Raw genomic sequence first — 25903 nt, 5'->3', positions numbered from 1 at the left:
ACTTATATCCTTACAAATTTTTTAGGAGCTGGAGCTGACCATGTCTTTTACACAACCAGCAATGCGCGAACATCAAAATGGCACTCCAATAGGAGATGTTTTATCTGCGCGCGGTTCCGAAGCGGAAATCGGCCTGCCTGCGCCTTGGCCAGATGGTGATGATAGAGCAACCGTTGGTAAATTTGTGTCGATCAAATTGGGCAATGTTGAATTAATCGGTATGATTACTGAAGTTTCAGCGCGCAGTTCTGAGCGCCGCGAGAACCTGAACATTAAGGCTGTTGCGAAGATCGCTTTAAAAGGCGAGATCATATCTGATGCCGAGGGCAAGCTGCATTTTAAACGCGGCGTTTCAGAGTATCCCGCGATAGGCGATAAAGCTAATTTGGTGACTGGTGAGCAGTTAAGGCTCATCTATAGCCCTGACGATCAGCGTACAATCAATATTGGAAAACTAAACCACGATCTCTCGATTGATGCGCATATCGACGTGGATAGCCTAATTTCAAAACACTTTGCTATATTGGGATCGACAGGTGTCGGTAAGTCCAGCGGTGTTGCTGTAATTCTTTCCGAAATTCTTCGTGCCCGCCCCGATGTTCGCATCTTTCTTTTGGATGGTCATAATGAATACAGTGGGTGTTTCGGAGAAAAGGCCCACGTCATTGACCGAAAGAACTTTAAGCTTCCATTCTGGATTTTCAATTTTGAAGAATTGACAGACGTGATCTTTGGCGGCCGCCCGGCCGTGCCAGAGGAAGTTGAAATCCTATCTGAACTCATTCCGATCGCAAAGACTACATATCTCAATTATAAATCGAATTCGGGTGGCGTTGGCATCAAGAAAATCGATGCAAAGCGTTCAGGGTTCACGGTTGACACGCCAGTTCCGTATCTTCTTCAGGATCTATTATCACTCATCGATGATAGAATGGGTAAGCTTGAGAACCGTTCCTCAAGAATGAACTACCACCGATTGTTGATGCGCATCGAGACCATTTCCAATGATCCGCGTTACGGTTTTATGTTTGAGAACGCCAGTGTCGGTGGAGACACAATGGTTGATCTTTTGACCCAACTTTTCAGACTTGAGCCAGATGGCCGCCCTATTTCAATCATGCAGATGGCAGGTCTGCCGGTGGAAGTTGCAGATGCCGTTGTCTGTGTGCTGTGCCGCCTTGCATTCGGCTTCGGTCTTTGGAGCGACGGGGCAATGCCGTTACTATTTGTGTGTGAAGAGGCGCACCGCTACGCGGCGGCCAACCCTTCGTCCGGATTTGGACCAACACGGCACGCACTCGCTCGAATTGCAAAGGAAGGCCGAAAATACGGCGTCTTTCTTGGTCTTGTATCGCAACGTCCAGCGGAACTTGATCCCACGATCATTTCTCAATGTAATACACTCTTCGCGATGCGCATGGCTAATGATCTCGATCAAGCTCTTTTGCGGTCAGCCGTGGGAGATTCCGGCGTCGATCTCTTGGACTTCATACCCTCACTTGGAACAGGCGAAGTTGTTGGATTTGGTGAAGGGATGCCGGTACCAGCTCGGCTAACGTTTACGAACCTTGCACCGGACATGCTACCGCGAAGCGAATCCAACGGTCCTTCTTCTTCAAAGCCCGCAAATACCTTATTGGATAGAGATTTTGTCAAATCTGTTGTCGATAGATGGCGCGGCACGACAAAAGAGGCCGGCAACATTGGCGAGAATAGAGCTGGATTGTCTTCCTCTAGGACCAATCTAGCTGCAACTGGCGAAGACATTTCGTCCTTGCTAAGCGATGCTCGCCGTCAGATTCTCAAACGGTAACGGCAACCTCATGACCAACAACAACCACAATGTGGAGCGTCACGTAAATGACGAGCTCCACACGTTAGTCGATGAGCTTCCTATCGGAATTACAGCTGTCTCGACGTCAGGCCTGTTTAATTACACCAACAAAGCCGGAGTGGTTCACTCTGGTTTGCCTGCCGATCAAGAGATTGTTGAGCTGGAGGGGCGCATCCTTCAAATTACGCAGGTGACAGTGCCCATCGGCGCAGATGAATGCCATGTAAAACTATCCTACGACATAACAGAGCAACGTCAGCTAGAAGATGATCTCTACCGGAGAGCCTATTTCGATGAGCTAACAGGGCTTCCCAACCGCAGTATGATCGAACGTACAGTCGCTGCAGTGACCGGCGCCGAGAATGCAAGCTTCGCGCTTGCTTTTATTGACTTGGACCACTTCAAAGATGTCAATGACTATTACGGCCATACAATCGCCGACCAGCTCTTAACCAAAATCGCTGAGAGGCTCTCTGCCGAGCTAAGGCCATCTGATATGCTCGCGCGTGTTGGCGGAGACGAATTTGTCCTGTTGCTCTCTCCTGCTACAAACGCAGATGAAATTGCTCTTTTGGTCCAGAAATTTAGTTCGCGGCTAAAGCAACCATTTTTTATTGACGGCTATGAAATCCTAACATCTGCGTCAATTGGAGTGAGTATATACCCTGATAATGGTGCGTCTTTCGAAGAGCTCTACTCCAAGGCCGATCAGGCCATGTACGATGTCAAGAATGGGGCCAGAGGGGGCGCTCAACTCTTTGATTCCAATACGGATAAAGCCACCAATGAGCGAATGAAACTGGAGCAAAGGCTACGGCTGGCCGTGCGCGATCAGCGGCTCTGCTGCGCTTACCAACCTAAAGTGGATTTTCGTTCTGGTGAAGTCGTGGGCATAGAAGTGCTTCTGCGGTGGCGAGACGAATATGGAGACATCCAACCACCTGGCGACTTTGTAACCTTGGCTGTTGAGTTGGGGTTGATGGACGAGATCACACTTCTTGTCTTAAGTGAAATTGCGGCTGCAAGAAACTCGATTGATGAAGCATTTGGCCCCGAGGTTAGCATCTCAATCAACGTTGCTGCTCGGCAAGCAGACAAGCCTGATTTCATGCGCAGCTTTCTTGAGGCAATTGTTGCCACCGGTATGGCAAAACGATTTATCATTGAAGTAACCGAGGAAGCATTTCTGCAAAAAAGCAAATTCCAAGCGGAAGTTTTGCCCATGATCCGAAACATTGGCGCGCGTGTTTCTATCGACGACTTTGGAACCGGATATTCCTCCCTTTCAGCATTGGCTGATATCACCGCAGACGAAATTAAGGTTGATCGTTCTTTTATTACTGACATCCATTTACGGCCGCGAAGCCAGAGTGTTTTGAAGGCAATAGAGTCACTTGCCGACGCGCTCGATATGTCAATTATTGTTGAGGGCGTGGAGACATTCGAAGAGCTTCTTTACCTTCAAGCCTCTACCCGCATTCGGCTTGCCCAAGGCTATTACTTCGCCAAACCGATAATTCTAGAACAAGCAGTCATGAAAACCGAACGAAATAATGAACTACGCAAGCCGGCTGAGCCCACACGTGTGGAGCATAAAAGAGTGAACTATTCGAGATCGTAGTAGCGTGATCTTTGTTCATAAACATCTCCTACTTCCCAGAATTGGGAGCTTATCGAAAATGTTCCGCGAGTAACCAGATAACTACAATAATTCATCAGCAGGTCTTGAGGTTCCAACAAATGCCAAATACAACATCGCCTGTGATCTTTGATGGCCACAATGACGTTCTCTTGAAATTATACAACGCGGGCGGCCTACCAGCCACAGAAGGTTTTTTGTCAGGCCGTGACGGTGCCATTGATTCCATCTCAGCTGAAGCTGGTGGATTTGGCGGCGGTTTCTTTGCTGTTTATGTCCCCTCACCATCCGACATGGACCACAAAATGAAAGAGATGGCCAAGTCGGCGTATGATCTCCCTCTGCCTGATCCCATCCAATACCTAGACGCGATCCCTGTGGTTTTGGCACAGGCTGCCATCCTTTTTGATCTCGAGAAACGCGGTGCGCTAACCATCTGCCGAACAGCTGCGGATATTCGGCTAGCCCTGAAATCCGGGAAGATGGCGGCAATCTTTCACATTGAGGGTGCCGAAGCGATTGATCCTGATCTCAATACGCTTGAAGTATTGTACCAAGCAGGCCTGCGTTCAATCGGCCCCGTATGGAGCCGCCCAACTGTTTTTGGCCAAGGCGTGCCGTTCAGATTTCCCAGTACACCTGACATAGGTGAAGGCCTCACAGAACATGGCGTGCGTTTGATCAAACGCTGCGACGAGTTGGGAATCATGGTGGATTTGTCTCACTTAAATGAAGCTGGTTTCTGGGATGTTGCGCAATACTCAACCAAACCACTGGTCGCAACACATTCAAATGCCCACGCTATTTGCCCCCACAGCAGAAACTTGACCGACAAGCAGCTTGCCGCAATCAAAGAGACTGACGGCATGGTCGGGCTTAACTTTGCAGCCGCATTTTTGCGTGATGATGGGAAAATGTTGGCCGATGTACCGCTAGAGCAAATGTTGCGCCACCTCGATCATTTGATTGCGCATGTTGGCGAAGATCGGGTCGGCATGGGCTCTGACTATGATGGCGCTGTTGTGCCACAAGACTTGACCTCTTGCGCGGACTTGCCCAAGCTACGGCAGGCAATGAAAAAGCACGGCTATGACGATGCGTTGATGGCCAAACTTTGCCACGAGAACTGGTTGCGTGTGCTGACAAAAACATGGGGGGAATAACCCCAAACCTTCACGCTGCTTAACAAGATTGAACAGGAGAGTTGAACACATGAATGTATTTAACCGACTATTGACGATTGCAGCGATCGGCGTATCCATCAGCATGTCGTCCTTTGCGGCATATGCGGAAACGCCTGCCAACATGCTGGTCATCGCAAACCGGATTGACGACATCATCACAATTGATCCCGCAGAAAGCTTTGAATTTGCGGGCTCCGATGTCAGCCGCAATATTTATAGTCGCCTTGTTTATCTTGATCCGTTGGATCTGGAGGCAGGCTACAAGCCTGATTTGGCCGAAAGCTGGACCGTTTCTGAAGATGGCAAAACCATCACTTTCATCATGCGCGAAGGCAACAAGTTTGAATCCGGTAACACTGTGACGGCTGAAGACGCGGCATTCTCTTTACAACGCACTGTTATTTTGAACAAAACGCCATCGTTTATCCTGACCCAGTTTGGTTTCACTCCAGAAAACGTAACCGAAATGATCAAAGCCGAGGGTAACACGCTCACGATCACTACGGACAAGAAATACGCCACATCGTTTATTCTGAACTGCCTGACGGCGACCATAGGCGCTGTTGTCGACAAAGAAACGGTTATGGCCAACGAAGTTGATGGCGATATGGGCAACACATGGCTCAAGACCAACTCCGCAGGTTCCGGCCCATACAAATTGGACAGCTGGAAGCCAAACGACAGTGTCACGCTTTCGCTTAACCCCAACTTCTCTGGTGAAGCGCCAACAATGGAACGTGTTATTGTGCGACACGTCACCGAAAGTGCTTCACAGCGTTTGCTGCTTGAGCGCGGTGATATCGATATTGCCCGTAACCTGAATCCCGAAGACATCGCCGGAGCCTCCGCATCAGGCGAAATAAAGGTAGAAGACGAGCTAAAGGGCCAGTTGATGTATCTGGCCTTGAACGGCAAACACCCTGTACTTTCCAAACCTAAAGTTCGCCAAGCGTTCAAATATCTGGTTGATTATGCCGGTATGCAAGAAAGCTTCCTGAAGGGTCAGTACACAACCCATCAGAACTTCTTGCCTGCAACATATCTTGGTGCGTCAACAGAAAACCCTTTCTCGCTGAACATCGAAAAAGCCAAAGAATTGTTGGCCGAAGCAGGTGTTGAAGGTCTGGAGATAGAAGCGGGCGTTCGTGAAGCACAAGAGCGGATCGAGATCGCACAAACCATGCAAAACACGCTGGCACAAGTTGGTATCAAGCTGAACATTACAGTTGGTACAGCTAAGCAAATTCTGGGGCGCTACCGTGCGCGTGAACTGGACATGTATGTCGGTATCTGGGGCCCAGATTACCCTGACCCACAGACTAACGCAGGCACTTTTGCTTACAACCCTGACAATTCTGACGAAGCGGGCGCAACAGGCTTTTTGGCATGGCGCACAGCTTGGGATGTAAGCGACGAAATGAACGCAAGCGTCGAGGCTGCCGTGACCGAAGGCGACCGTGAAAAGCGGATTCAATTGTATCAAGACATTCAGAAAGAATTCCGCGAGACCTCTCCATTTATCGTGATGTTCCAACGTATCGAGCAGTCAGCAATGCGCGACAACGTCATGAACTTCTCGACAGGCCAAGCGGTAACTTCCGCTGCATACTGGCAGGTCACTAAGTAAATGGCCCTGACCCAAAACAGCAACGCGGGGCGCCCAATGAGGGCGCCTCTTTTTAACAGACTCTGGTCTATATTGAAGCCCGTGCTCAGCACCTTGGGCTCCATTGCCATCACATTGCTGGGTTTGCTGTTTGTCACCTTTATCATCGGCCGCATCATGCCGATTGACCCTGTCCTCTCCATTGTGGGTGAGCGCGCATCGCAAGCAAGTTATGATGCCGTGTACCTAAAGCTGGGGCTGGATAAGCCACTGTTAGTACAGTTTCTTTATTATTTATGGGATGTGATCCACTTTGACTTTGGCACATCATTGTTAAATGCACGCCCGGTTGCCGAGGACATCGCTCGCGTTTTCCCTGCAACTTTGGAGCTTGCTACAATCGGCATCATCTTCGGGATCGTTTTGGGTGTGCCATTGGGTGTTTTGGCTGCCGTCAACAAAGGCACGTGGATCGACCAAGTTGCGCGGGTTTTGGCATTGGTTGGATATTCCATGCCCATTTTCTGGCTTGGCCTCATTGGCCTGCTTATTTTCTACGGTATTCTTGGCTGGGTCGGCGGACCTGGCCGTGTTGGTATATTTTACATTGATGTCGTGCCAAGCGTTACAGGCCTAATCCTTGTAGACTCCATTCTGGATGGCAATTGGGACGTATTCAAAGACGCCTTTAGCCACATCATTCTGCCTGCCTCGCTTCTGGGATATTATTCACTGGCCTATATCAGCCGCATGACACGGTCCTTCATGCTGGAGCAACTAAGCGCGGAATATGTTACCACAGCACGCGTGAAAGGCATGTCAGAATGGGATGTCGTCTGGAAGCACGCCTTTAAAAACATCCGCGTGCAGCTGATAACCGTCATCGCGCTCAGCTATGCGGGCCTGCTGGAAGGATCGGTTCTGACCGAGATCATCTTTAGCTGGCCAGGAATTGGCAGCTATATCACAACTGCCCTGCTCAGCGCGGATATGAACGCAGTCATGGGCGGCACCGTGGTTGTCGGATTGATTTTTATCCTACTCAATATTTTCTCAGATCTTCTCTACAAGATCTTTGACCCCCGAGCGAAATAGAAGGGCGGTTCAGATATGTCTAATTCACAAACGCTACACGAGTGGCTTCTCACTGAGACACCAACATCGCGCCGTCATGCAAAGATATCCGCTTTTTATCAAGGCTGGCTCACCTTACGCGCAAATACCATGGCCATGATCGGTCTGGGCATATTGGTGCTGATGCTCATTGTTGCGGCAGCTGCGCCTCTGCTGGCCCCACATGATCCTTTTGTACAGGACTTAGGTAACCGCCTTGCCCCGCTTGGCACTGAAGGCCATATTTTTGGCACTGACAGCCTTGGCCGTGATATCCTGTCACGCCTGATCTATGGGTCGCGCATTACGCTTTATATTGTGGCATTAGTCGCATTGATTGCCCCTATTGCAGGACTGCTGGTCGGCACAGTTTCTGGATATGTTGGCGGGTGGACAGATGCCATTCTCATGCGGATCACTGACATTTTTCTCGCCTTCCCACGTTTAATTTTGGCTTTGGCATTTGTTGCCGCCTTGGGTGCGGGTATCGAGAACGCGGTATTGGCGATCTCGTTAACCGCATGGCCCCCTTACGCAAGGATATCACGGGCCGAAACCCTGACGATCCGCTCGTCCGATTATATCAGCGCCATCCAGTTACAAGGCGCAGGCGCATTTCGGATTATTACCAAACACATCTGGCCACTATGCATTTCCTCCCTGATCGTGCGCGTCACATTGGATATGGCTGGTATCATTCTAGCGGCAGCAGGCCTTGGCTTTCTTGGGCTTGGCGCACAACCACCCAGTCCTGAATGGGGTGCCATGATTTCCGAAGGGCGACGGTTTATTCTGGATTACTGGTGGGTTGCCACAGTTCCAGGCCTTGCCATTTTCACCGTATCTCTCGCATTCAACCTTCTGGGCGACGGTCTGCGCGATGTGCTTGACCCAAAGGCGGGTGAATGATGAGCAACTTACTTGATGTCGAAAACCTCTGGGTAAAATTCCCCAATCGCAATGGCATCTTTGATGCCGTTCGCGGGGTGTCCTTTACCCTCGGGCGTGAGCGTTTAGGCATTGTTGGCGAAAGCGGTTCAGGCAAGTCCATGACAGGACGTGCCATTTTGCGACTTATCCGCAAACCTGGTATTGTCGAAGCAGATCACATCAAACTTGATGGCGTAAATTTACTCGACAAAACCGAAAAGGAGATGCGCGCCGTGCGTGGTCAACGGATCAGCATGGTAATGCAGGATCCTAAGTTTTCGCTCAATCCGGTGATGACCATCGGCGATCAGATCATCGAAGCCTATCGACTGCATAATTCCGCAAGTAAATCTGATGCCTATCGCAAATCTCTGGAAATGCTTGAAGCCGTTTCAATCGACAATCCTGAACGTGTGATGCAGGCCTATCCACACGAGATGTCAGGGGGCATGGGGCAACGTATCATGATCGCCATGATGCTGATTCCAAACCCCGAAATCCTGATCGCAGATGAGCCCACATCAGCCTTAGATGTGTCCGTTCAGCGGCAAGTGCTTGATATCATGGACAAGCTTGTAAAAGAGCGCGGTATGGGGCTGCTCTTTATCAGCCATGACCTGAACCTTGTTGCCGACTTTTGTGACCGCGTTTTGATTATGTATGCGGGCCGTGTCGTTGAAGTCTGTGACGCCAAAAACCTGCATGAAGCAAAGCACCCCTACACCAGAGGGTTATTAAACTCCCTGCCCCGTCTGGACGCTCCGAGTAAGAGGCTTGTAGTATTAGAACGCGATCCTGAATGGTCGAAAGCACCAAGTGTGAGTGGTCGGTAATGAGCATGCTAGACGTAAATAACCTGAACGTTTGGTTCGGCAAACATCTTCAACATGTAGATGCGGTCAAAGGCGCTACATTCAAAGTGGCACGCGGTGAAAGCTTTGGCCTCGTCGGCGAAAGTGGCTCAGGTAAATCCACGATTTTGCGTGCAATCACAGGGCTGGCACCTGATTGGTCTGGAGCCATTAGCATCGACGGCGAACCAATCGCCAAAAAACGCCCAAAGGCATTCTACAAACAAGTCCAAATGGTATTTCAGGACCCTTACGCCTCTCTGCATCCTCGCCATTCAGTAGATCAGGTATTGGGCGAGACGCTGCAACTGCATGGCTTCCAAGACATCGATAACCGAGTTGTAAAGTTGCTAGACGATGTCGGGCTTGGTCAAAAGTTCCGCTTCCGATATCCGCATCAACTGTCTGGCGGGCAACGCCAGCGCGTCGCCATTGCGCGCGCCCTTGCACCAGAACCAGAGCTGCTTTTACTGGATGAACCGACTTCAGCTCTGGATGTTTCGGTACAGGCCGAAATTCTCAATCTGCTAACTGATTTACGTGCGGACCGTGGCCTTACCTATTTGATGGTCTCGCATAACCTTGCGGTCGTCGCGCATATGTGTGACCGTCTCGCCGTTATGAAAAGTGGTAATATCGTCGAGATTATGAGCGTGGACGCCCTGCGCAAAATGGATGCTGCGCACCCTTATACGCAACAGCTATTCAAAGCGTCGCTTTGAATAGCAAAACCATGCCGGACCGCAGCCGTTTTCAGCACATGAATAAAGAAAGCGCCTAAGGAAATAAGCATCCGCTGATTGCGCCCCAAGTCACTCTTTGCGACAGAGCAAACTATGATCCTTGTTTTGGACGGTGATAGCAAACAATAAATAGGTAGCGAGCTTCGTCAGATCTTAAAACGTCTAGGTCTTGCGGCAACAACAGGGCCTGCATCATGAAACTTTTTGTTACGTAGAATGCCCTGTTCAATATCCGTGGCGATATTGCGAATTTCAACGGCAAGTTCGTCCTTGCTAAATTTGTCCGTTCGCTCGCCCGTTAGAACAAATACAACGCTGCCCAAAACTCTGCCTTCATTGTCACAGACCGGCGCAGCAATACCAACAAGCCCATCAAAGATTTCTGCATGGGTAATGCAAATACCGGCTTTGCGTATTTCTTTCATATTATCTGTGAATTCTTCTAGGCTGCTGCCTAGCCCATTTTCCGCTATATTATCTTGGCTCCAAGAATAAATATTTTTAAGCTGAGACTTAGTCAGGTGCGCCAAAATAACCTTAGCCATCGCTCCTTTAAAGATAGGCATCGCACGCCCAGCTTTATAAATTTGAGGGATGCTATGGTCAGTCCATGCAAGGTCGGCGCACAGCACTTTGTCGCCGTAATAACTGCACAGCATTATATTAATGCCCATTTCTTCGGCATGATAGCGGATCAAATTACCAGCTGCAGTCAGTAAAGGATCATTCTCACGCTTGAGCATTTCCAGTTCGATAACACGAGACCCTATCGTGTAATTACCGCCACTAGCCGGTGTGAGCAAGCCGGAGCGAGTCATTGCTTGAATATACCGATATGCACTTGGCCGCGAAGAGCCAGACAATTCTGCCGCCTGATTGACGTCGATTGTCAGGTTATCTTCGTTAAACCCGTTTAATATCGCGAGCATTTTATCTAAACTGTTCAAATCCAACCTTCATTTGCATGTGGCATATCAATCTAACTCTATACTTTACTCTCCCGTTAAAAAAGCTGCCGGTAGCGTAATGATTTCTGGAAATACGATCAATAATATTAGAACAGCAACCTGCGCAATAATAAATGGCCATATTCCTTTTATCACTTTTGGCAGAGGCACCTTGGATACGCCTGCAACAACATTTAGCACGGAGCCAACAGGTGGCGTGAGCAATCCAACGGCCCCAGCGATCATAAATACAACAGCAAAATAGACCGGGTCAATTCCTGCACTTTTTATCGAAGGTAGGAAAACAGGCACAAGAATTAAGATAATTGGCACCATGTCCATTGCGCAGCCAATTACCAAAACCAGCAAGACAATAACGAACATTAATGTTGTCGGGCTTTCCGCAAAAGGAGCAATGATGTCATTGATCTGGGCAGTAAGTCCTGCAACGGTAATCATCCAGCTAGAGACAAACGCGGCCGCAACAAGAAACATAACCATAGAAGTCGTTTTGGCTGCGTTTAAAAACACGTCAAACAAGTCAGCAACATTGAGCTCTTTATAGATGAAGCATGCTACGAATAGAGCATAGACCGCGGCAATAACGCCCGCTTCAGTTGGCGTGAACACACCAAACCGCAGGCCTACAAGGATGATAACGGGTAGCATAAGCGCCCAGATTCCAGCCCAAGCTTCGCGCAATACGACCTTCAGCGGAACCCGCTCTATTGTCGTTGTGCCAACTTCCTTTCGTGAGAGGATATACCAAGTAACCACTAAAGAAAGGCCCATGATCATACCAGGCACAATGCCTGCAATGAAGATTTTGGTTATCGAAATATTGCCGACAACACCGATCAAAATAAATCCAATGGAAGGCGGAATAATCAAAGCTGAAATTCCAGCAGAAGCAATCAGTCCAGCAGAACGGCCACTGTCATGACCTGCTTTGATCATCATCGGCACAAGGATTGCGGCCAAGGCTGCGGTGTCTGCTGCTGCAGATCCGGACAAGCTGGCCAAAATAATAGCTGCCAGAATTGCAACATAACCCAAGCCACCACGAATGTGGCCAACCGCCGCGACAGAAAGGTTCACAATCCTTTTTGACAATCCTCCAGCATTCATAACCTCACCGGCCAACATGAAGAAAGGGATAGCCATCAACGGAAAGCTATCTGCACCATTCAGCATGTTTTGGGCGACAATCTGCGCTTGAAAAAAGCCAAGATGGTACATCAAGGCGATACCAGTCATGATCAAGGCGTACCCAACAGGTATGCCGATGGCCATGCTACCCAGTAGCGAAACAACAAAAATTATAAGTGTCACGTTATTTCACTTTCGCAATATCAAATGCTGCTAATTCTTCATCAACTGAGCCCATTTTATCCATTTTACCGGTCACAATGAGCCAGAGACGGTGCAGCAGAATTAAGCCAGTGGAAGCGCCAAATATCAGTCCAACGCCATAGAAAAACGCCAAGGAAAACCCTGTAGCTGGCGCAAATGTATAGAGGTTTACTGAGGTTTGAATCCACGTGCCTTCAATGATGAGCCACGTTCCGAAAAGCATGAGAAGGTGGGCAACAAACAAGCAAGTTACACGTATTGGCTTCGGAAAACTGTTTACAATGAACTCTAAACCTAGATGCCCATTGTCACGTAAGACAACGATTGAACCAATGAATACCATCCAAACAAATAGCCAACGCGAGAATTCCTCAGATTGAGTAATTCCTGAATTGAAAAGGTATCGCAGGATGACGTTTCCAAAGACCAAAACAATCATGCCCAGGAGGCACATGACCATCAGCCATTTTAATATCTTAAAATAAAACTCTACAGCTCTGGCCATGTTTTTCCCATTTCGGATCTCAAATTCAAAGCAACAACTTGTGTTGTCTTGCTTCTCATAGTCAAATCTAAACAGCCCTGCGGTAACCACTTAATTGGCTGTCATCTACGTCAGGAAGGTTTACCACAATATTGTCTGGTGTTCGGCAGGTCAGCCAAACCAAAGGCTCTGTCGTGCTCATGTTCACTTCGACATGCGGCATAAAAGGCGGCACAAAAACGAAGTCACCATCTGTCATATCAATATAGTCGGCATAGTCTTCGCCGAAGTAAATACGGCCATGCCCACGAAGAACATACCCTCCAGTTTCAGCCTCACCATGGTGGTGCGGCGGCGAGCGAAAACCTGGCTCGTTAGAGACCTGACCAAACCAGATTTTTTGAGCTGGCGTGTGCTGAGGACTAACGCCTGATTTGCGTACACAATCGCCTGATTGGCTGGTACTTCCATCAAGCTCATTTGCCCGCGTAACAACTGGCACAACGTTGGTATTCATCTTATTTTTCCTTAACCGTTTTGGATGTTCATCCATATTTTAAACAGGGGCATAGAGTTAGTTCATATGCATGCCGCCGTTGACGTCGATCGCAGATCCAGTGATGTAGGAGGACATTTCAGAAGCGAGAAATACGCATGTCTGAGCCACATCATCTGTTTCGCCAAATCGACCAATAGGAATATTGGGCATTACTTTTGCAATGATTTCATCATCGTAGAAATCACGGGTCATGCTCGACATGATCACACCGGGATTAATCGCATTGATGCGGATACCGTTAGGCGACACATCACGGGCGATCGATTTCACAAGGCTCGCAACAGCACCTTTAGAGGCTGCATAGTGCGGTCCGCCCATCAAGCCGCCGCCACGCTGTGCAGCAATGGACGCAAGGCAAATGATGGAGGCTCCGCTTTGCATTAAAGGTAGCGATTGCTGGATCATCAACAATGTACCGCGCAAGTTCACATCCATGACCGCGTCATAATCGTCTGCCGTGATGTTTACCGTGGTGCGCGACTGCGTGATACCGGCACTATTTACAAGGATATCAAGGCGGCCATATTCTTGTTGTACGAATTCAAAAACTGATTTCGAGGTTTCTACGCTTCGCACATCAGCAACGATGCCGGTTGCATTGCCGCCAAGTGCATCTGATGCGCGCTTTAAATCATCCTCACGCAGATCGACCAAAATGACCTTCGCGCCATTTTTGATAAAGGCTTTAGCGGCAGCGTAACCGATGCCATCAGTATTTCCGGCACCAGTAACAACGGCAATCTTATCTTTGAGCACGATATTCACTCCGAAATCGAAAGGGGAAGTGGCGTTTATGGCCACTAGAATTTGCAGTTAAAAACTGGCTCCACTCAATTAAGAAGCAGAGCCAGCGATTAGTTTGAGCAAGCTTACTTAGAAGCGGCCATATCTTCATTGAAACCGCTTACGATTTCAGCGTCCAATTTAGATGTCACATCATCAACAACTGGCTTAACTGTATCGCGAAATTCCTGCAGGCTTTCTGCTGAAATTTCATCGATTTGCATGCCCTGCTCTTTAAGGTAATCGAGCGTAGCGGCACTGCCTGAGTTAATAAGATCACGGTTGAAAACTGACGCTTCAGCACAGGCGCTGCGAACGGCTTCTTTTTCCGTATCGTCTAGCTTTTCCCAGAAGGATTTGCTTGCATAGACAACTGAAAGAGTTGTGAAGTGCTGTGTTTCTGTAAGGTAGTCTTGAACTTCGTAGAAAGATGCAGAACGCGTTACATCATTTGCAATTTCGTTTCCGTCGATCGCACCAGTTTCTAGTGCTGTAAACGTTTCTGGGAAAGGAAGCGGTGTTGGGTTAATGCCCAAAGCACCAAGTGCATCAAGATACACACTGTTTTGAATCGTCCGGATACGGAGACCCTTAACATCTTCAAGCTTAGTCACAGCACGTTTGTTGTTGGTAATATTGCGAAAGCCATAATCCCAATAACAAAGACCAATCAAGTTTGACGGCTCAAGCTTAGCAAGGATTTTCTCTGAAGTTTCGCCTCTGCTCACCTGATCCAACTGTTCGTAATTGTCGAACATAAATGGCAGGTTGAACATGTTAAACTCAGGAACAATTGCGGCAAGACCAGCAGTTGTTGTTACTGCCATCTCAATGATGCCACCTTGAGCCGATGAGATAGACTGGATTTCATTACCAAGCTGCGCAGATGGGAACGGGCGTAGATCAACCGAGCCGCCTGTTTTTTCTGCTACAAGCTCTCCAAAACGGTCGACAGTCTGACCCATTGGGCTTTCCTGTGACACTGGGTAGCTAAACTTAATAGTTTCCGATTGCGCCACACCGGCGCTCGCAACTGAAATTACTGCTGCAACGGACAAGCGTAGCAAGGCAGATCGGCGAAACGTTTCATTACGGGTCGTCATGAATTCCCTCCCAAAGATAACATCCACGCAACCGGACTGGCTACGTATTAAGGCGAACCAATATTACAATACGATAAATGTCAACTTACAATTATAGAAATAAAATTGTGCACAGCAGCATTTTTATCTCTCAACTCAAATTATAACTGCGTCATATCCCCACTCAACAATTCTTCAAACAATTGTTTTCAAAGAATTATTTAGATTTATTGCTGATGCAACAACAGGATTAAATGGAAAACACTCTCAAGGCCAACAAACTCTACGCAGATAAAATTTAGCTGTGAAAATTATTACTATTTAATATATTTGCTATTTTCACGCCTGCATATTAATGGTGAAAGAACAGCTATATTTTAGCCCTTCATGCAAGCAAGAAAACCACGCTATTGGCACTGGAAACGAACATGGCGCACAAACAAAATACCTATGATTTAACCGGATGCCACGCCATCGTTACAGGCGGCGCAGGCGAGATTGGTCAGGCGATCGCAGATAGGCTTTCTAGCTCTGGCGCGCATGTGGAAGTCTGGGACTTGTCAGCAAATCAAACGTCGCACTTGAGAAGTCGAATTGTAGACATAACAGATTACCAAGGTGTTGTTAAAGCGATGGAAAGCTACTTCCAAGAAGTCGGCAGCATCAATATTCTGGTCAACAGTGCAGGCATCACTGGCCATACCGCAGACATCAAGGACTGCAATATTGAGGATTGGCAAAAGACGCTCGATGTAAATCTAAACGGCTCATTTTATTGCACAAAAGCTGCTTTAAAATATATGGATCCAAAGCGCTCAGGCCGCATAATTTCATTAGCATCAATCGCTGGTAAAGAAGGCAATCCCGGCATGGCTGCATATTCTGCCGCTAAAGCTGGTGTGATCGCAATGACAAAAGCGCTTGGGCGCGAACTTGCCGATACAGAGATTCGTGTTCACGCCATTGCGCCAGCACTCATACAAACTAATTTATTGACACAAATGGCACCTGAAGTCGTTGCTAAGAATTTAACGAAAATACCACTTGGCAGAGCCGGCACCGTTGATGAAGTGGCGGAATTGGCCACTTGGTTAGCATCACCTGGATGTAGTTTTTCAACCGGCGCTATCCACGATTTGTCTGGCGGACGCGCAACCTATTAAAACGAGGATACCCATGACCAACTTTACTGAAAAATCTGCTTTAGTTACCGGATCTGCACGCGGACAAGGATTGGCTGAAGCCACGATGCTCGCCAAAAAAGGCGCAAAGGTTATGATTTGCGACGTACTTGATGAGCAAGGCAATGAAGCAGCGTTAGAATTGCAGTCTCAAGGCTATGATGTGCGTTACAAACATCTGGACGTGACCAATGTCGACGATTGGAGTGCTGCAATTGCTGAAATGGAGCAATGGTCTGGAAGGCTCGATATCCTTGTAAACAATGCAGGCATTATTAATCGGACATCAATAAAAGACACCTCCCCCGAGGCGTGGCATAGATTGCTCGATATTAATATCACGGGCGCATTCTTAGGTATCAAACAGGCAGAGCGCTTGCTTGCTAAAAATGGCGGCGGCGCAATCATAAATGTATCTTCTAATGCGGCCTATTCTGCACATTATGATCCAGCATATACTGCGAGCAAATGGGCACTGCGCGGCCTTACGAGAGCTGCAGCGATGGAATTTGCGCAAAGCAATATTCGCGTCAATTCCATATGCCCAGGATTAGTTCTCACAGATCTGAATACAACGGCACCGCATTTGGAGCCAATGATCAACATGACACCGTTAAAGCGCGCAGCATCCGTCGATGAAATTGCTAATCTCGTTTTGTATTTAGCAAGCGATGAAGCATCTTTCATAACAGGCGAAGACATCGTGATCGATGGCGGTTTTATTGCCGGTGCAGCCTACCGAAAAGTTTCGGAAGAGGCAGGCATGTACGAAGACCAATCTAGCAAAGAATAAGATACACAGGAAATTCCAATGAAACTCGCGACAGTAAAAACAGGTTCAACCGAACGCATTGGCTGGGTAGATGAAGCAGATATCATCCTGTTACCAGAGGCCTGCGGTGATATGGTGTCTTTAATCCAAAATGGTCTTGATACTCTCGATACTATTCCCGCCACGCAATTGGAACGTGTGCCCTTAGATAGCGTCACACTATTACCACCTATTCGCCGCTTTGGACGCGATGTCCTGTGCACTGGCTGGAACTATTGGGATCACTTTGAAGAAGGTGTGGGAAAACGCGACGGCCAAGAAGTTGAACGTCCAGAAGCACCCACTTTTTTTACGAAAGCTCCGAACGCATTAACAGGCGCGCATTGCTCAATCCCCTTCGATTTAAAAATATCCAACAAGTGGGATTACGAAGGAGAGATAGCCATTGTGATCGGCCGTGAAGGCTGCTCCATACCAGAAGACGAAGCCAGTGATTACATTTTTGGATACACGCTTGCCAATGATGTCTCGCAACGCGATCTACAAAGACGCCATGGTGGCCAGTGGCTAAAAGGCAAAAGCATCGACAAATGCACACCGATGGGACCTTATTTGGTCACAGCGGATGAAGTTGACATGTCTAAAATAACGTTAGAGACTTTTGTGAATGGTGATCGTCGGCAGCATGCAAAAACAACTCAAATGGCCTTCACCGTTGAACAATTAATCAGCGAATTATCCTTTGGAATGACGCTTTACCCCAGCGACGTTCTTCTAACAGGCACACCGAGCGGCATTGGCATGGCTCGCACTCCTGCTGAATTCCTTAAAGATGGAGATGAGATTGTCGTTCGCGCGACAGGCTTGGGAGAGCTTAAAAACAAGGTGGAGAGTTCAATTTAATTAAGCAATATATTTTGAGGTTGCGTTGGCCTTTCTAGACGAACTTAAAGCGGATGCAAAAGACCAACGCGACAATTTTTGCATCACACAACGCAGTTTCCACATTCGAGCCTTTTCTAAAATTATTAAACGCATTGGATAACTGAACTTAAACTTGAGTTTTTTTATCATGTATGCGACTTGCGGCCTCAAGGAAGCCAGACCGACTTCGGTCAAGCCACCAGTTTAATCAAAATTTGGGGGCTACATGTCTAAGTCATTTCTGTTTCTGGCCAGCACTGTCAGTATTTTTTCACTCGTTTCCTACGCGCAGGCACAAGACGCTGTCGAACTAAACCGGATCGTCATCGGCACAGAAGCGAATGATGACAATAGCGTTGAGGTCACCGATGAAGACATCGTGCGCATCAACCCTACAGATCTTCAGGATTTATTTGCTGCCGAACCAACAATTGCAGTAGGCAGCTCCCTACCCGTCTCACAGAAATTATACGTCAACGGCGTTGAGGAAACCAATCTATCCGTTTCAATTGACGGAAGCCGTCAGAACAATAAAATTTTCCACCACAATGCAACAACACTGATTGACCCATCGCTGCTAAAAGCAGTGAGCATTGATCCAGGTGTTGCGCCTGCCGACGCTGGCCCTGGCGCACTTGCGGGCTCTATTCAATATGAAACAAAAGATGTGGGTGACCTTCTGCCAGACGGCAAAATGTTCGGCGGCTTTACCATTGGTGAGTACAGCACCAATGGCGATGTGTTCACAACCAGCAACGCCCTTTACGCACGTAAAGACGGCTTTGAGGCGCTCGGTTTCATCAAATACGCCATAGGCAATTGGCAGCAAGATGGCGATGGTGTCGACATTACGGGTTCTGGAACGAAGTTGCTCAGCGGTCTTGGTAAAATCGCTTATCAATCAGAAATAGGTCACCGCCTTGAGTTGTCTTATGAGCGCGTGGGCGATGATGAGGCGCGCCCTTACCGCGCCAATATTGGCACTATCATGGGCGGGCGCCCTGTTCCTTTGACCCGCAATTATGATCTCGCACGTCAGAATGTGACTTTAACTTATACCAATGAAAATCCGGTCGGCCTTTGGGACCCAACAATCCAGCTTGCTTACAGCATTACAAATTTGGGCATAGAAGAAGATGCTTCAAATATTTATGGAGAAACAGACAGCATCAACGGCAAAATCGAGAACAAATTCGGCTTGGACAATGGCTCGATCACTGCTGGCGTCGACTTCTTTGCTGACAGCGCAAACCTGCAATATGAAGATTTACTCAACAGCGCACTCAATGAAAGCAGCACAGAAAAAGCTTCCAACATCGGTATATATGCGCAAGCTCGGCTTGATATTACAGATCGCTTTCGCACCTCATTCGGCGCACGTGCAGACTTCCAGCGCTTTGAAGGCGTAAATGACTACAAGGATAACACTTCAGGCCTATCTGCCAACCTATCGGGTGAGTTCGATGTCACAGATTATTTGACAGCAAGCGCTGGCGCTTCACATGTGTTCGGCGGCATTCCGCTCGCAGAAAATTTCATATTGAACCCACTTTGGGATTATTCAAGCGGTTTTCAATCCGTCACATCCAACAATGTTTTTGCTGGTTTAAACGCCCGCTTCGGCAACTTTAATGTCAGCGGAAAAGTTTTCCATACTGCAATCAATGATGCCAGAACACCGAGTTATGGCGGCGGTCCCGCATTGACAAAAGACATGACATCCACCGGCTTCGAAGTGGGGCTGGGCTATGATTGGGGCAATGGTTTTGCGCGTGTTGGCTATGCCAATATTGATACCAAAATTGATGGCAATCCATCTGACTCTTACACTGGCAACTATCTGACAGTACCAATCGGCCAAATCTTCACACTCGAGGCAGCTCACACATTTGCTGATTACGGCGTTACGATTGGTGGCAACGGGCAAATCGTGCTGGAAGAAACCGACAACTTTGGCGGTGGTTCGACACAAACAACATTGGCTGGCTACGAGGTATTCAACGCCTTTGTTGAATACACGCCGCTCAATTATGAAAACCTGACACTTCGCGCCGCGGTCAACAATATCTTTGATGAAACTTACGTTTCACGCGCCACTTATGGCCAAGAATTCAGCACGGTTGAACCGCTGCATGAGCCGGGTCGGTCATTTAAATTATCACTCAAAGCCAAATTCTAATCCAGACCAGAGAAAGGACGGCATCTGCGAGCAGAGCCGGAGATAGCTATATGAAAAAAATACTCAACCTATTCGCCCTCGTTGGCTTATCACTAACAGCGACATGCTTGCCTGCCTTGAGTGCAGAAATTCAAACTGCAGCCGGCCCACAATCAATCGAGACAACACCAAATAAAGTTGCGGTATTTGATATCGCAGCGATTGATACATTGGACGCACTTGGCATCAAAATTGACGGTGTGCCGAACAATCTTTACCTCGACAGTTTGAAGGGCAAATTCACATCAGCGCAGCAAGTTGGCACTCTTTTTGAACCTGATCTTGAAGCGCTCAATGCACTTGCCCCTGAATTGATTATCGTTGGCGGGCGGTCTTCGACACAGATCGATCAAACAAGCCGTATCGCGCCATCAATTGACATGACGATCTGGGGCGATGATCTCATCAATCAAGCACGTCAACGCATTGTGGATTACGGCACAATCTTTGGCGTGAATGATAAGGCGCAAGCGCTTGCTGCAGAATTTGATGCCAAAATCAAAGTTGCAACAGATGCAGCCAACGGCAAAGGCAATGCGCTGATTGTCATGACCAACGGACCAAAAATTTCCGTCTACGGGCCAAAATCACGCTTTGGCTGGGTTCACACCACGCTAGCTATTCCGGCAGCCGATGAGAACATTGATGCTGGCGATCACGGTGATGCAGTATCATTTGAGTTTATTGCTGATATTGACCCTGATTGGTTGATTGTGGTGGACCGTGCTGCGGCCATTGGTTCGAACGAACAGAACGCTAAAGCAACGCTTGATAATGAACTTATTCGCCAAACCAAGGCTTGGAAAAACGGGCACGTCATCTATGCACCATCAGCCAATGTTTACATTGCAGCCGGTGGCGCACGTTCAACAATGGCCGTTTTTGATGCGCTGGCCGCAGGTTTTGCCAAAGACGAATGAGCTCGGTGCGCGCGCAAATAACGCTTGGCATTGCTGCCCTGCTCCTTTTGAGCTTGTGTAGCATTGCCGTTGGCGTAGGCGATATTTTCAACGGTAATAGTGCTGCCAATATTGAGCTTATGTTAAGCAGCCGTTTGCCGCGCACGCTTGCCGTATTGTTGACTGGGGCAAGCTTGGCAATCGCTGGCCTTGTTATGCAAAGCCTTGCACGCAACAGATTTGTCGACCCGATGATTGCAGGCACCGGACAAAGCGCAGCACTCGGCATTTTGTTGATTACAATACTCGCACCCCAATCAACGATCATGGTGAAGGTTCTGGTTGCCAGCTTCACAGCATTTGTAGGCACAGCACTATTTTTGACTTTGGCACGAAAAGTGTCGTCCAAAGATCCTTATATGATTGCACTATTTGCGATTATTTATGGCGGCATTGTCGGTGCATTGGCAGTGGCGATCGCATGGCATTTTGACCTTTTACAATTTTTAGATGTTTGGATGAGTGGTGAGTTTTCTGGCGTCATGCGTGGACGCTATGAAACCTTGTGGTTTATCGGCTTCGTCATGGTTGCCGCTTGGTGGGTCGCAGACCGCCTGACTATTCTCGCGCTCGGCCGCGACACATCAATCGGCCTTGGCCTTGATTATAAATCCACTCTGCAAATTGGATTGGTCATCGTTTCGGTCATCTCCGGCTTGACCGTTGCAACCGTCGGCGCATTGCCTTTCATAGGTTTGATTGTTCCAGCAGCCGTATCACGCATGATCGGCGATGATGTACGCCGCGCTATTCCAATGGTTGCTTTGGGCGGCGCACTTCTGGTGCTTGTGTCAGATTTAATAGGACGCCTCATCCGCTTCCCTTATGAAATTCCAGCTGGAACAATCATGGGGGTCGTCGGTGCGGCCGCGTTTCTGATGCTTATTTTTAGTCGGTCATTTCGTCATGCTTGATCGACGTCTTGTTATTCTAGCTCTCACTGCAATTGTGACCATCGTTCTGTTCATGACAATCAATGTGCGCGGCAATTGGCAATTCGCCATGGAGTTGCGCTTGGAGCGGCTACTCAGCCTGCTGCAAGTATCTGTCTCAGTGGCATTGTCGACTTTGGTATTTCAAACAATTACGGCCAACCGCATTTTGACACCATCCATTATGGGAATGGATGCGCTCTATGTCTTACTTCAAACAGCGCTTGTTTTTGTATTGGGCGGCTTTGGATATGCAGCTTTAAATCCAGTGGGTAAGTTCACTATTGAAGTTGTCATGATGGCCGGCCTTGCTTGCCTGCTCTTTTTGCCATTGCTGCGTTACAGCAATGCACTCGTGCTGATGCTGCTTGGCGGCATTGTCGTCGGCGTTCTCTTTAGAAGCCTATCTTCCCTGTTATCCAGATTAATCGACCCTAATGATTTCGCAATTGTGCAAAACGTAAGCTACGCGGATTTCAACACAGTCAATGCCGATCTGTTGCTGCCATGCCTTGTGCTCACAATTATTGCCGCAGCAATATGCTGGCGTGCGCGCCATGTTCTTGATGTCATCCTTTTGGGCAGACCAACCGCTATAGGGCTTGGCGTTAACTGGCGTGGTTATTCAGTTATCCTGTTGCTTCTTGTTGGCATGCTTGTGGCGATTTCTACAGCGCTGGCAGGCCCCATAACATTCTTAGGATTGCTGGTTGTTGCTCTTGGCCAAAGACTGGCTGGAACCAGCAAACATAGCCAAACCATTATCACCAGTATTCTTGTCGCCATTATTCTTCTGGTGGGAGGACAAACTGTTCTTAGTCATGCGTTTAGCAACGCTTTGCCCCTTGGCGTACTGATCGAGTTCATTGGCGGCATTACTTTTCTGTTCATTCTTTTTTATAGAGGGCAAACATGATCAAGCTTACTAATGTGGCTGTATCGCTCTCGGGCACGCCCATTCTCAGCGATATAAATCTGGAACTACCAAGCGGCGGTATTACGGCTCTCATCGGTCCTAATGGAGCGGGGAAATCAACCTTGATTTCCGCTATGGCGCGGCTTGTGCCGGTCACATCAGGTGAGATCATTGTGGATGGCATGAACGTTGCGAATACCGCCTCCCGAACGCTCGCGCAGCGCCTATCAATAATGCCACAAGACAACGCCGTTGCGGGACGCTTGCGCGTCGGCGAACTCGTTCAGTTCGGACGCTTTCCCCATCATCAAGGTAGACCAACGCAAGCGGACTTCGAGGCAGTAGACGAAGCGCTTAACATATTCGATCTCTTCGAAATCAAAGATAAATTCGTTGACACATTATCAGGCGGCCAAAGGCAAAGAGCGCGCGCCGCAATGTGTTTTGCACAAGGCACAGATTACATTCTTCTGGATGAACCGCTCAACAATTTAGACATTTTCTACGCACGTGAACTGATGCGCACTTTACGCCATGTGGCTGATACGAAGCAGCGCAGCATCATTATTGTTCTTCATGATCTCAATCACGCAGCGGTTCATGCGGACCGGATTATCGCCATGCGTGATGGGAAAATAATTGCCGATGACAGACCTGATAAGGTCATGCATCCGAATGTCTTACAGTCGGTTTTCGGCTTTCAAATCAATGTCGAAACGATTGCAGGAAAACCCATTAGCTTGCATTTCTTGTGAGGAATTAAGGCGGAGGGAAAACGGATACCACTGTACTTTTAAAGGCACGTTCTAGCATGCATTAAACACGTGTCTTGGCTGAGAAGAAAATAAACCCTGCCAATCCAATGATGATAGGAATAATAAGCATCACTCCGAAACCAGAAAGAAACAGCGCGCAACATATAAAACCGATAACAGCGAGCAGCTTCGACAACCACAATAACAATCAAAATGTGAACTGGACGCTCATAAATAGAGCCTTCGAACAATGCCAGAAGAGCAGATAGTCCGTTGGCGACTTCAAATGATCCACTGATGCTCTATTCTTAGGTCTTATGTCACTGTCATGAATGGGTGGCTAAGCTAGAAAAAGTGACTATTGAATAATATTGATACCCTCATAATCAACTCTTTGAGATTAACATGAAAACTGATCTGACGCGCTTCTTACCTATTTTGAAATGGGGGCGAGAGTACAACCGGTCCGCACTCTCAAATGACCTTGTGGCTGCGTTAATCGTGACAATCATGTTGATTCCGCAATCATTGGCATACGCGTTATTGGCAGGATTGCCTCCTGAGGCTGGCCTTTATGCCTCGATTGCGCCGATCTTGCTATACGCCATATTCGGGACGAGCCGTGCTTTGGCTGTAGGCCCCGTTGCTGTTGTCTCATTGATGACTGCAGCCGCATTGAGCCACATCGTTGAGCAAGGTACAATGGGCTATGCAGTTGCGGCATTGTCGCTGGCTGCATTATCGGGCTTGATCTTATTAGGAATGGGACTTTTTCGTTTAGGTTTTGTTGCAAATTTCTTATCTCATCCCGTTATCTCAGGATTTATCACAGCCTCTGGCATCATTATCGCAGCAAGCCAAATCAAACATATTCTTGGCGTTAATGCGGATGGCCATAACCTTCTGGAGTTGGTTATTTCATTGGGCCAACATTTATCAGAAACCAACTGGATTACCGCAATTATTGGTATTCTCGCAACGGGGTTTCTTTTCTGGGTGCGCAAAGGCCTCAAACCAGTATTACAAAAAATGGGCTTGTCTTCTGGCATAACTGGCGTTCTTGTGAAAACTGGACCGGTGGCTGTCGTCGTCGTGACTACTCTTGCCGTATGGGGTTTTAACCTTGCAGATAAGGGTGTTAAAATCGTTGGAGATGTGCCGCAAAGCTTGCCTCCTCTGACACTACCGTTTTTCTCACCTGAATTATTGGGTCAGCTACTCCTTCCTGCATTCTTGATTTCCATTATCGGCTTTGTGGAATCAATTTCAGTTGCACAAACTCTTGCGGCTAAAAGGCGGCAGCGTATCGATCCAGACCAAGAACTAATTGGACTTGGCGCCGCTAATATCGGTGCATCACTTACAGGTGGATTTCCGGTTACAGGTGGCTTTTCGCGATCAGTCGTCAATTTTGATGCAGGGGCCGAAACCCCAGCCGCTGGAGCATTCACCGCAGTCGGGCTGGCCATAGCGGCACTCGCCTTGACACCGTTGATCTACTTTTTGCCCAAGGCGACTTTGGCGGCAACTATCATCGTCGCCGTGCTCAGCCTTGTTGATTTTTCGATACTCAAACGCAGCTGGAATTACTCCAAAGCAGACTTTTCTGCTGTCTTGACCACAATCCTTGTGACCCTTGGACTGGGAGTAGAGGCAGGCGTGTCGGCAGGTGTCGGGCTATCAATCTTACTGCACCTATATAAATCATCTAAGCCGCATATTGCCGAAGTTGGCCAAGTCCCTGGCACTGAACATTATCGCAATATTCTGCGCCATGATGTTTTAACAGATTCTTCAATTGTGACACTGCGTGTTGATGAAAGCTTGTACTTTGCAAATGCTCGTTATCTTGAAGATAAAATCCAAAATCGTGTCGCTGATGACAAAAATGTCCGGCACGTGATTTTGCAGTGCTCTGCAATCAATGAAATCGACTTAAGTGCGCTTGAGTCACTTGAGGCGATAAACGAACGATTGAAAGCAATGGGTGTCACGCTTCACTTATCTGAAGTCAAAGGACCAGTAATGGATCGCTTGAAAGCACAATCATTTCTGAAGGAAATGAGTGGCGAAGTTTTTCTCTCGCAGTTTGAAGCCGAACAGAAGCTAAAGGCAGCGCAACATTGAGCAGTACAAAT

At 48.0% G+C, this 25903-nt stretch carries 23 protein-coding genes; 17 read left to right on the top strand and 6 right to left on the bottom strand.

Annotation, left to right across the window (positions count from 1 at the left end; translation table 11 throughout):
- Window positions 1-40 precede the first annotated feature (40 nt).
- The 8 genes from N530_RS0103830 (at window position 41) to N530_RS0103795 (ending at window position 9879) form a co-directional block, all read left to right on the top strand.
- Window positions 41-1813 carry an ATP-binding protein gene (locus N530_RS0103830; RefSeq protein WP_051540732.1) on the top strand — a complete coding sequence of 591 codons (1773 nt, stop codon included), beginning with the start codon at window positions 41-43 and terminating at the stop codon, window positions 1811-1813.
- 10 nt (window positions 1814-1823) lie between these two features.
- Window positions 1824-3455: a bifunctional diguanylate cyclase/phosphodiesterase gene (locus N530_RS0103825; RefSeq protein ID WP_211097822.1), complete on the top strand. Its 1632-nt coding sequence runs from the start codon at window positions 1824-1826 to the stop codon at window positions 3453-3455.
- A gap of 119 nt (window positions 3456-3574) precedes the next feature.
- A complete protein-coding gene (locus N530_RS0103820; RefSeq protein ID WP_026479635.1) occupies window positions 3575-4636 on the top strand; it encodes a dipeptidase in 1062 nt (353 codons plus the stop codon).
- 49 nt (window positions 4637-4685) lie between these two features.
- Entirely contained in the window at window positions 4686-6284 is a 1599-nt protein-coding gene (locus tag N530_RS0103815; protein WP_026479634.1) for an ABC transporter substrate-binding protein, read from the top strand.
- A 36-nt stretch (window positions 6285-6320) separates the two neighbouring features.
- On the top strand, window positions 6321-7358 hold the full coding sequence (locus N530_RS0103810; protein ID WP_051540747.1) for an ABC transporter permease: 1038 nt from the start codon (window positions 6321-6323) through the stop codon (window positions 7356-7358).
- A 15-nt stretch (window positions 7359-7373) separates the two neighbouring features.
- On the top strand, window positions 7374-8285 hold the full coding sequence (locus N530_RS0103805) for an ABC transporter permease (protein WP_026479632.1): 912 nt from the start codon (window positions 7374-7376) through the stop codon (window positions 8283-8285).
- Entirely contained in the window at window positions 8282-9139 is an 858-nt protein-coding gene (locus N530_RS0103800) for an ABC transporter ATP-binding protein (RefSeq protein WP_211097821.1), read from the top strand. Before N530_RS0103805 ends, N530_RS0103800 begins: the two co-directional genes overlap by 4 nt.
- A gap of 5 nt (window positions 9140-9144) precedes the next feature.
- On the top strand, window positions 9145-9879 hold the full coding sequence (locus tag N530_RS0103795) for an ABC transporter ATP-binding protein (RefSeq protein WP_211097820.1): 735 nt from the start codon (window positions 9145-9147) through the stop codon (window positions 9877-9879).
- A 167-nt stretch (window positions 9880-10046) separates the two neighbouring features.
- Here the strand turns inward: N530_RS0103795 and N530_RS0103790 are convergent, their stop codons facing one another.
- The 6 genes from N530_RS0103790 to N530_RS0103765 form a co-directional block, all read right to left on the bottom strand.
- Window positions 10047-10847, bottom strand: a complete 801-nt coding sequence (locus N530_RS0103790) for an IclR family transcriptional regulator (RefSeq protein WP_026479629.1) — start codon at window positions 10845-10847, stop codon at window positions 10047-10049.
- Window positions 10848-10892: 45 nt separating this feature from the next.
- Window positions 10893-12179: a TRAP transporter large permease gene (locus N530_RS0103785; RefSeq protein WP_026479628.1), complete on the bottom strand. Its 1287-nt coding sequence runs from the start codon at window positions 12177-12179 to the stop codon at window positions 10893-10895.
- Window position 12180: 1 nt separating this feature from the next.
- Window positions 12181-12705, bottom strand: a complete 525-nt coding sequence (locus N530_RS0103780) for a TRAP transporter small permease (protein ID WP_026479627.1) — start codon at window positions 12703-12705, stop codon at window positions 12181-12183.
- 67 nt (window positions 12706-12772) lie between these two features.
- Window positions 12773-13201: a cupin domain-containing protein gene (locus tag N530_RS0103775; RefSeq protein WP_026479626.1), complete on the bottom strand. Its 429-nt coding sequence runs from the start codon at window positions 13199-13201 to the stop codon at window positions 12773-12775.
- Between the two features lie 57 nt (window positions 13202-13258).
- Entirely contained in the window at window positions 13259-13999 is a 741-nt protein-coding gene (locus tag N530_RS0103770) for an SDR family NAD(P)-dependent oxidoreductase (protein WP_051540729.1), read from the bottom strand.
- A 113-nt stretch (window positions 14000-14112) separates the two neighbouring features.
- Window positions 14113-15129, bottom strand: coding sequence for a DctP family TRAP transporter solute-binding subunit (locus N530_RS0103765; protein WP_026479624.1), 1017 nt, complete (start codon window positions 15127-15129; stop codon window positions 14113-14115).
- A 407-nt stretch (window positions 15130-15536) separates the two neighbouring features.
- On the opposite strand from N530_RS0103765, the gene N530_RS0103760 reads away from it, so the two are divergent.
- The 9 genes from N530_RS0103760 to N530_RS0103720 all read left to right on the top strand — a co-directional run bounded on the left by N530_RS0103760 (window position 15537) and on the right by N530_RS0103720 (window position 25892).
- Window positions 15537-16271, top strand: a complete 735-nt coding sequence (locus N530_RS0103760) for an SDR family NAD(P)-dependent oxidoreductase (protein WP_026479623.1) — start codon at window positions 15537-15539, stop codon at window positions 16269-16271.
- A gap of 13 nt (window positions 16272-16284) precedes the next feature.
- Complete coding sequence (locus N530_RS0103755; protein WP_026479622.1) at window positions 16285-17082, top strand: SDR family NAD(P)-dependent oxidoreductase; 798 nt, start codon at window positions 16285-16287, stop codon at window positions 17080-17082.
- A gap of 18 nt (window positions 17083-17100) precedes the next feature.
- Window positions 17101-17964 (top strand): fumarylacetoacetate hydrolase family protein, encoded by an 864-nt coding sequence (locus N530_RS0103750; protein ID WP_026479621.1) that lies wholly within the window; start codon window positions 17101-17103, stop codon window positions 17962-17964.
- Window positions 17965-18211: 247 nt separating this feature from the next.
- Window positions 18212-20164 carry a TonB-dependent receptor domain-containing protein gene (locus tag N530_RS0103745; protein WP_026479620.1) on the top strand — a complete coding sequence of 651 codons (1953 nt, stop codon included), beginning with the start codon at window positions 18212-18214 and terminating at the stop codon, window positions 20162-20164.
- A 50-nt stretch (window positions 20165-20214) separates the two neighbouring features.
- Window positions 20215-21123, top strand: coding sequence for a siderophore ABC transporter substrate-binding protein (locus N530_RS0103740; protein ID WP_026479619.1), 909 nt, complete (start codon window positions 20215-20217; stop codon window positions 21121-21123).
- Window positions 21120-22076, top strand: a complete 957-nt coding sequence (locus tag N530_RS0103735; protein WP_026479618.1) for an ABC transporter permease — start codon at window positions 21120-21122, stop codon at window positions 22074-22076. The genes N530_RS0103740 and N530_RS0103735 overlap by 4 nt, the downstream gene beginning before the upstream one ends.
- Complete coding sequence (locus N530_RS0103730) at window positions 22069-23010, top strand: iron chelate uptake ABC transporter family permease subunit (protein WP_026479617.1); 942 nt, start codon at window positions 22069-22071, stop codon at window positions 23008-23010. Before N530_RS0103735 ends, N530_RS0103730 begins: the two co-directional genes overlap by 8 nt.
- Entirely contained in the window at window positions 23007-23765 is a 759-nt protein-coding gene (locus tag N530_RS0103725; RefSeq protein WP_026479616.1) for an ABC transporter ATP-binding protein, read from the top strand. Before N530_RS0103730 ends, N530_RS0103725 begins: the two co-directional genes overlap by 4 nt.
- Before the next feature lie 405 nt (window positions 23766-24170).
- Window positions 24171-25892, top strand: a complete 1722-nt coding sequence (locus tag N530_RS0103720; RefSeq protein WP_026479615.1) for a SulP family inorganic anion transporter — start codon at window positions 24171-24173, stop codon at window positions 25890-25892.
- Window positions 25893-25903 lie beyond the last annotated feature (11 nt).

Source organism: Ahrensia sp. 13_GOM-1096m (assembly GCF_000620605.1).
In the GTDB taxonomy this organism is placed as follows: domain Bacteria; phylum Pseudomonadota; class Alphaproteobacteria; order Rhizobiales; family Rhizobiaceae; genus Ahrensia; species Ahrensia kielensis.
Note: the sequence above shows the minus strand (reverse complement) of the source record. Positions and strands in the feature narration are given on the sequence as shown.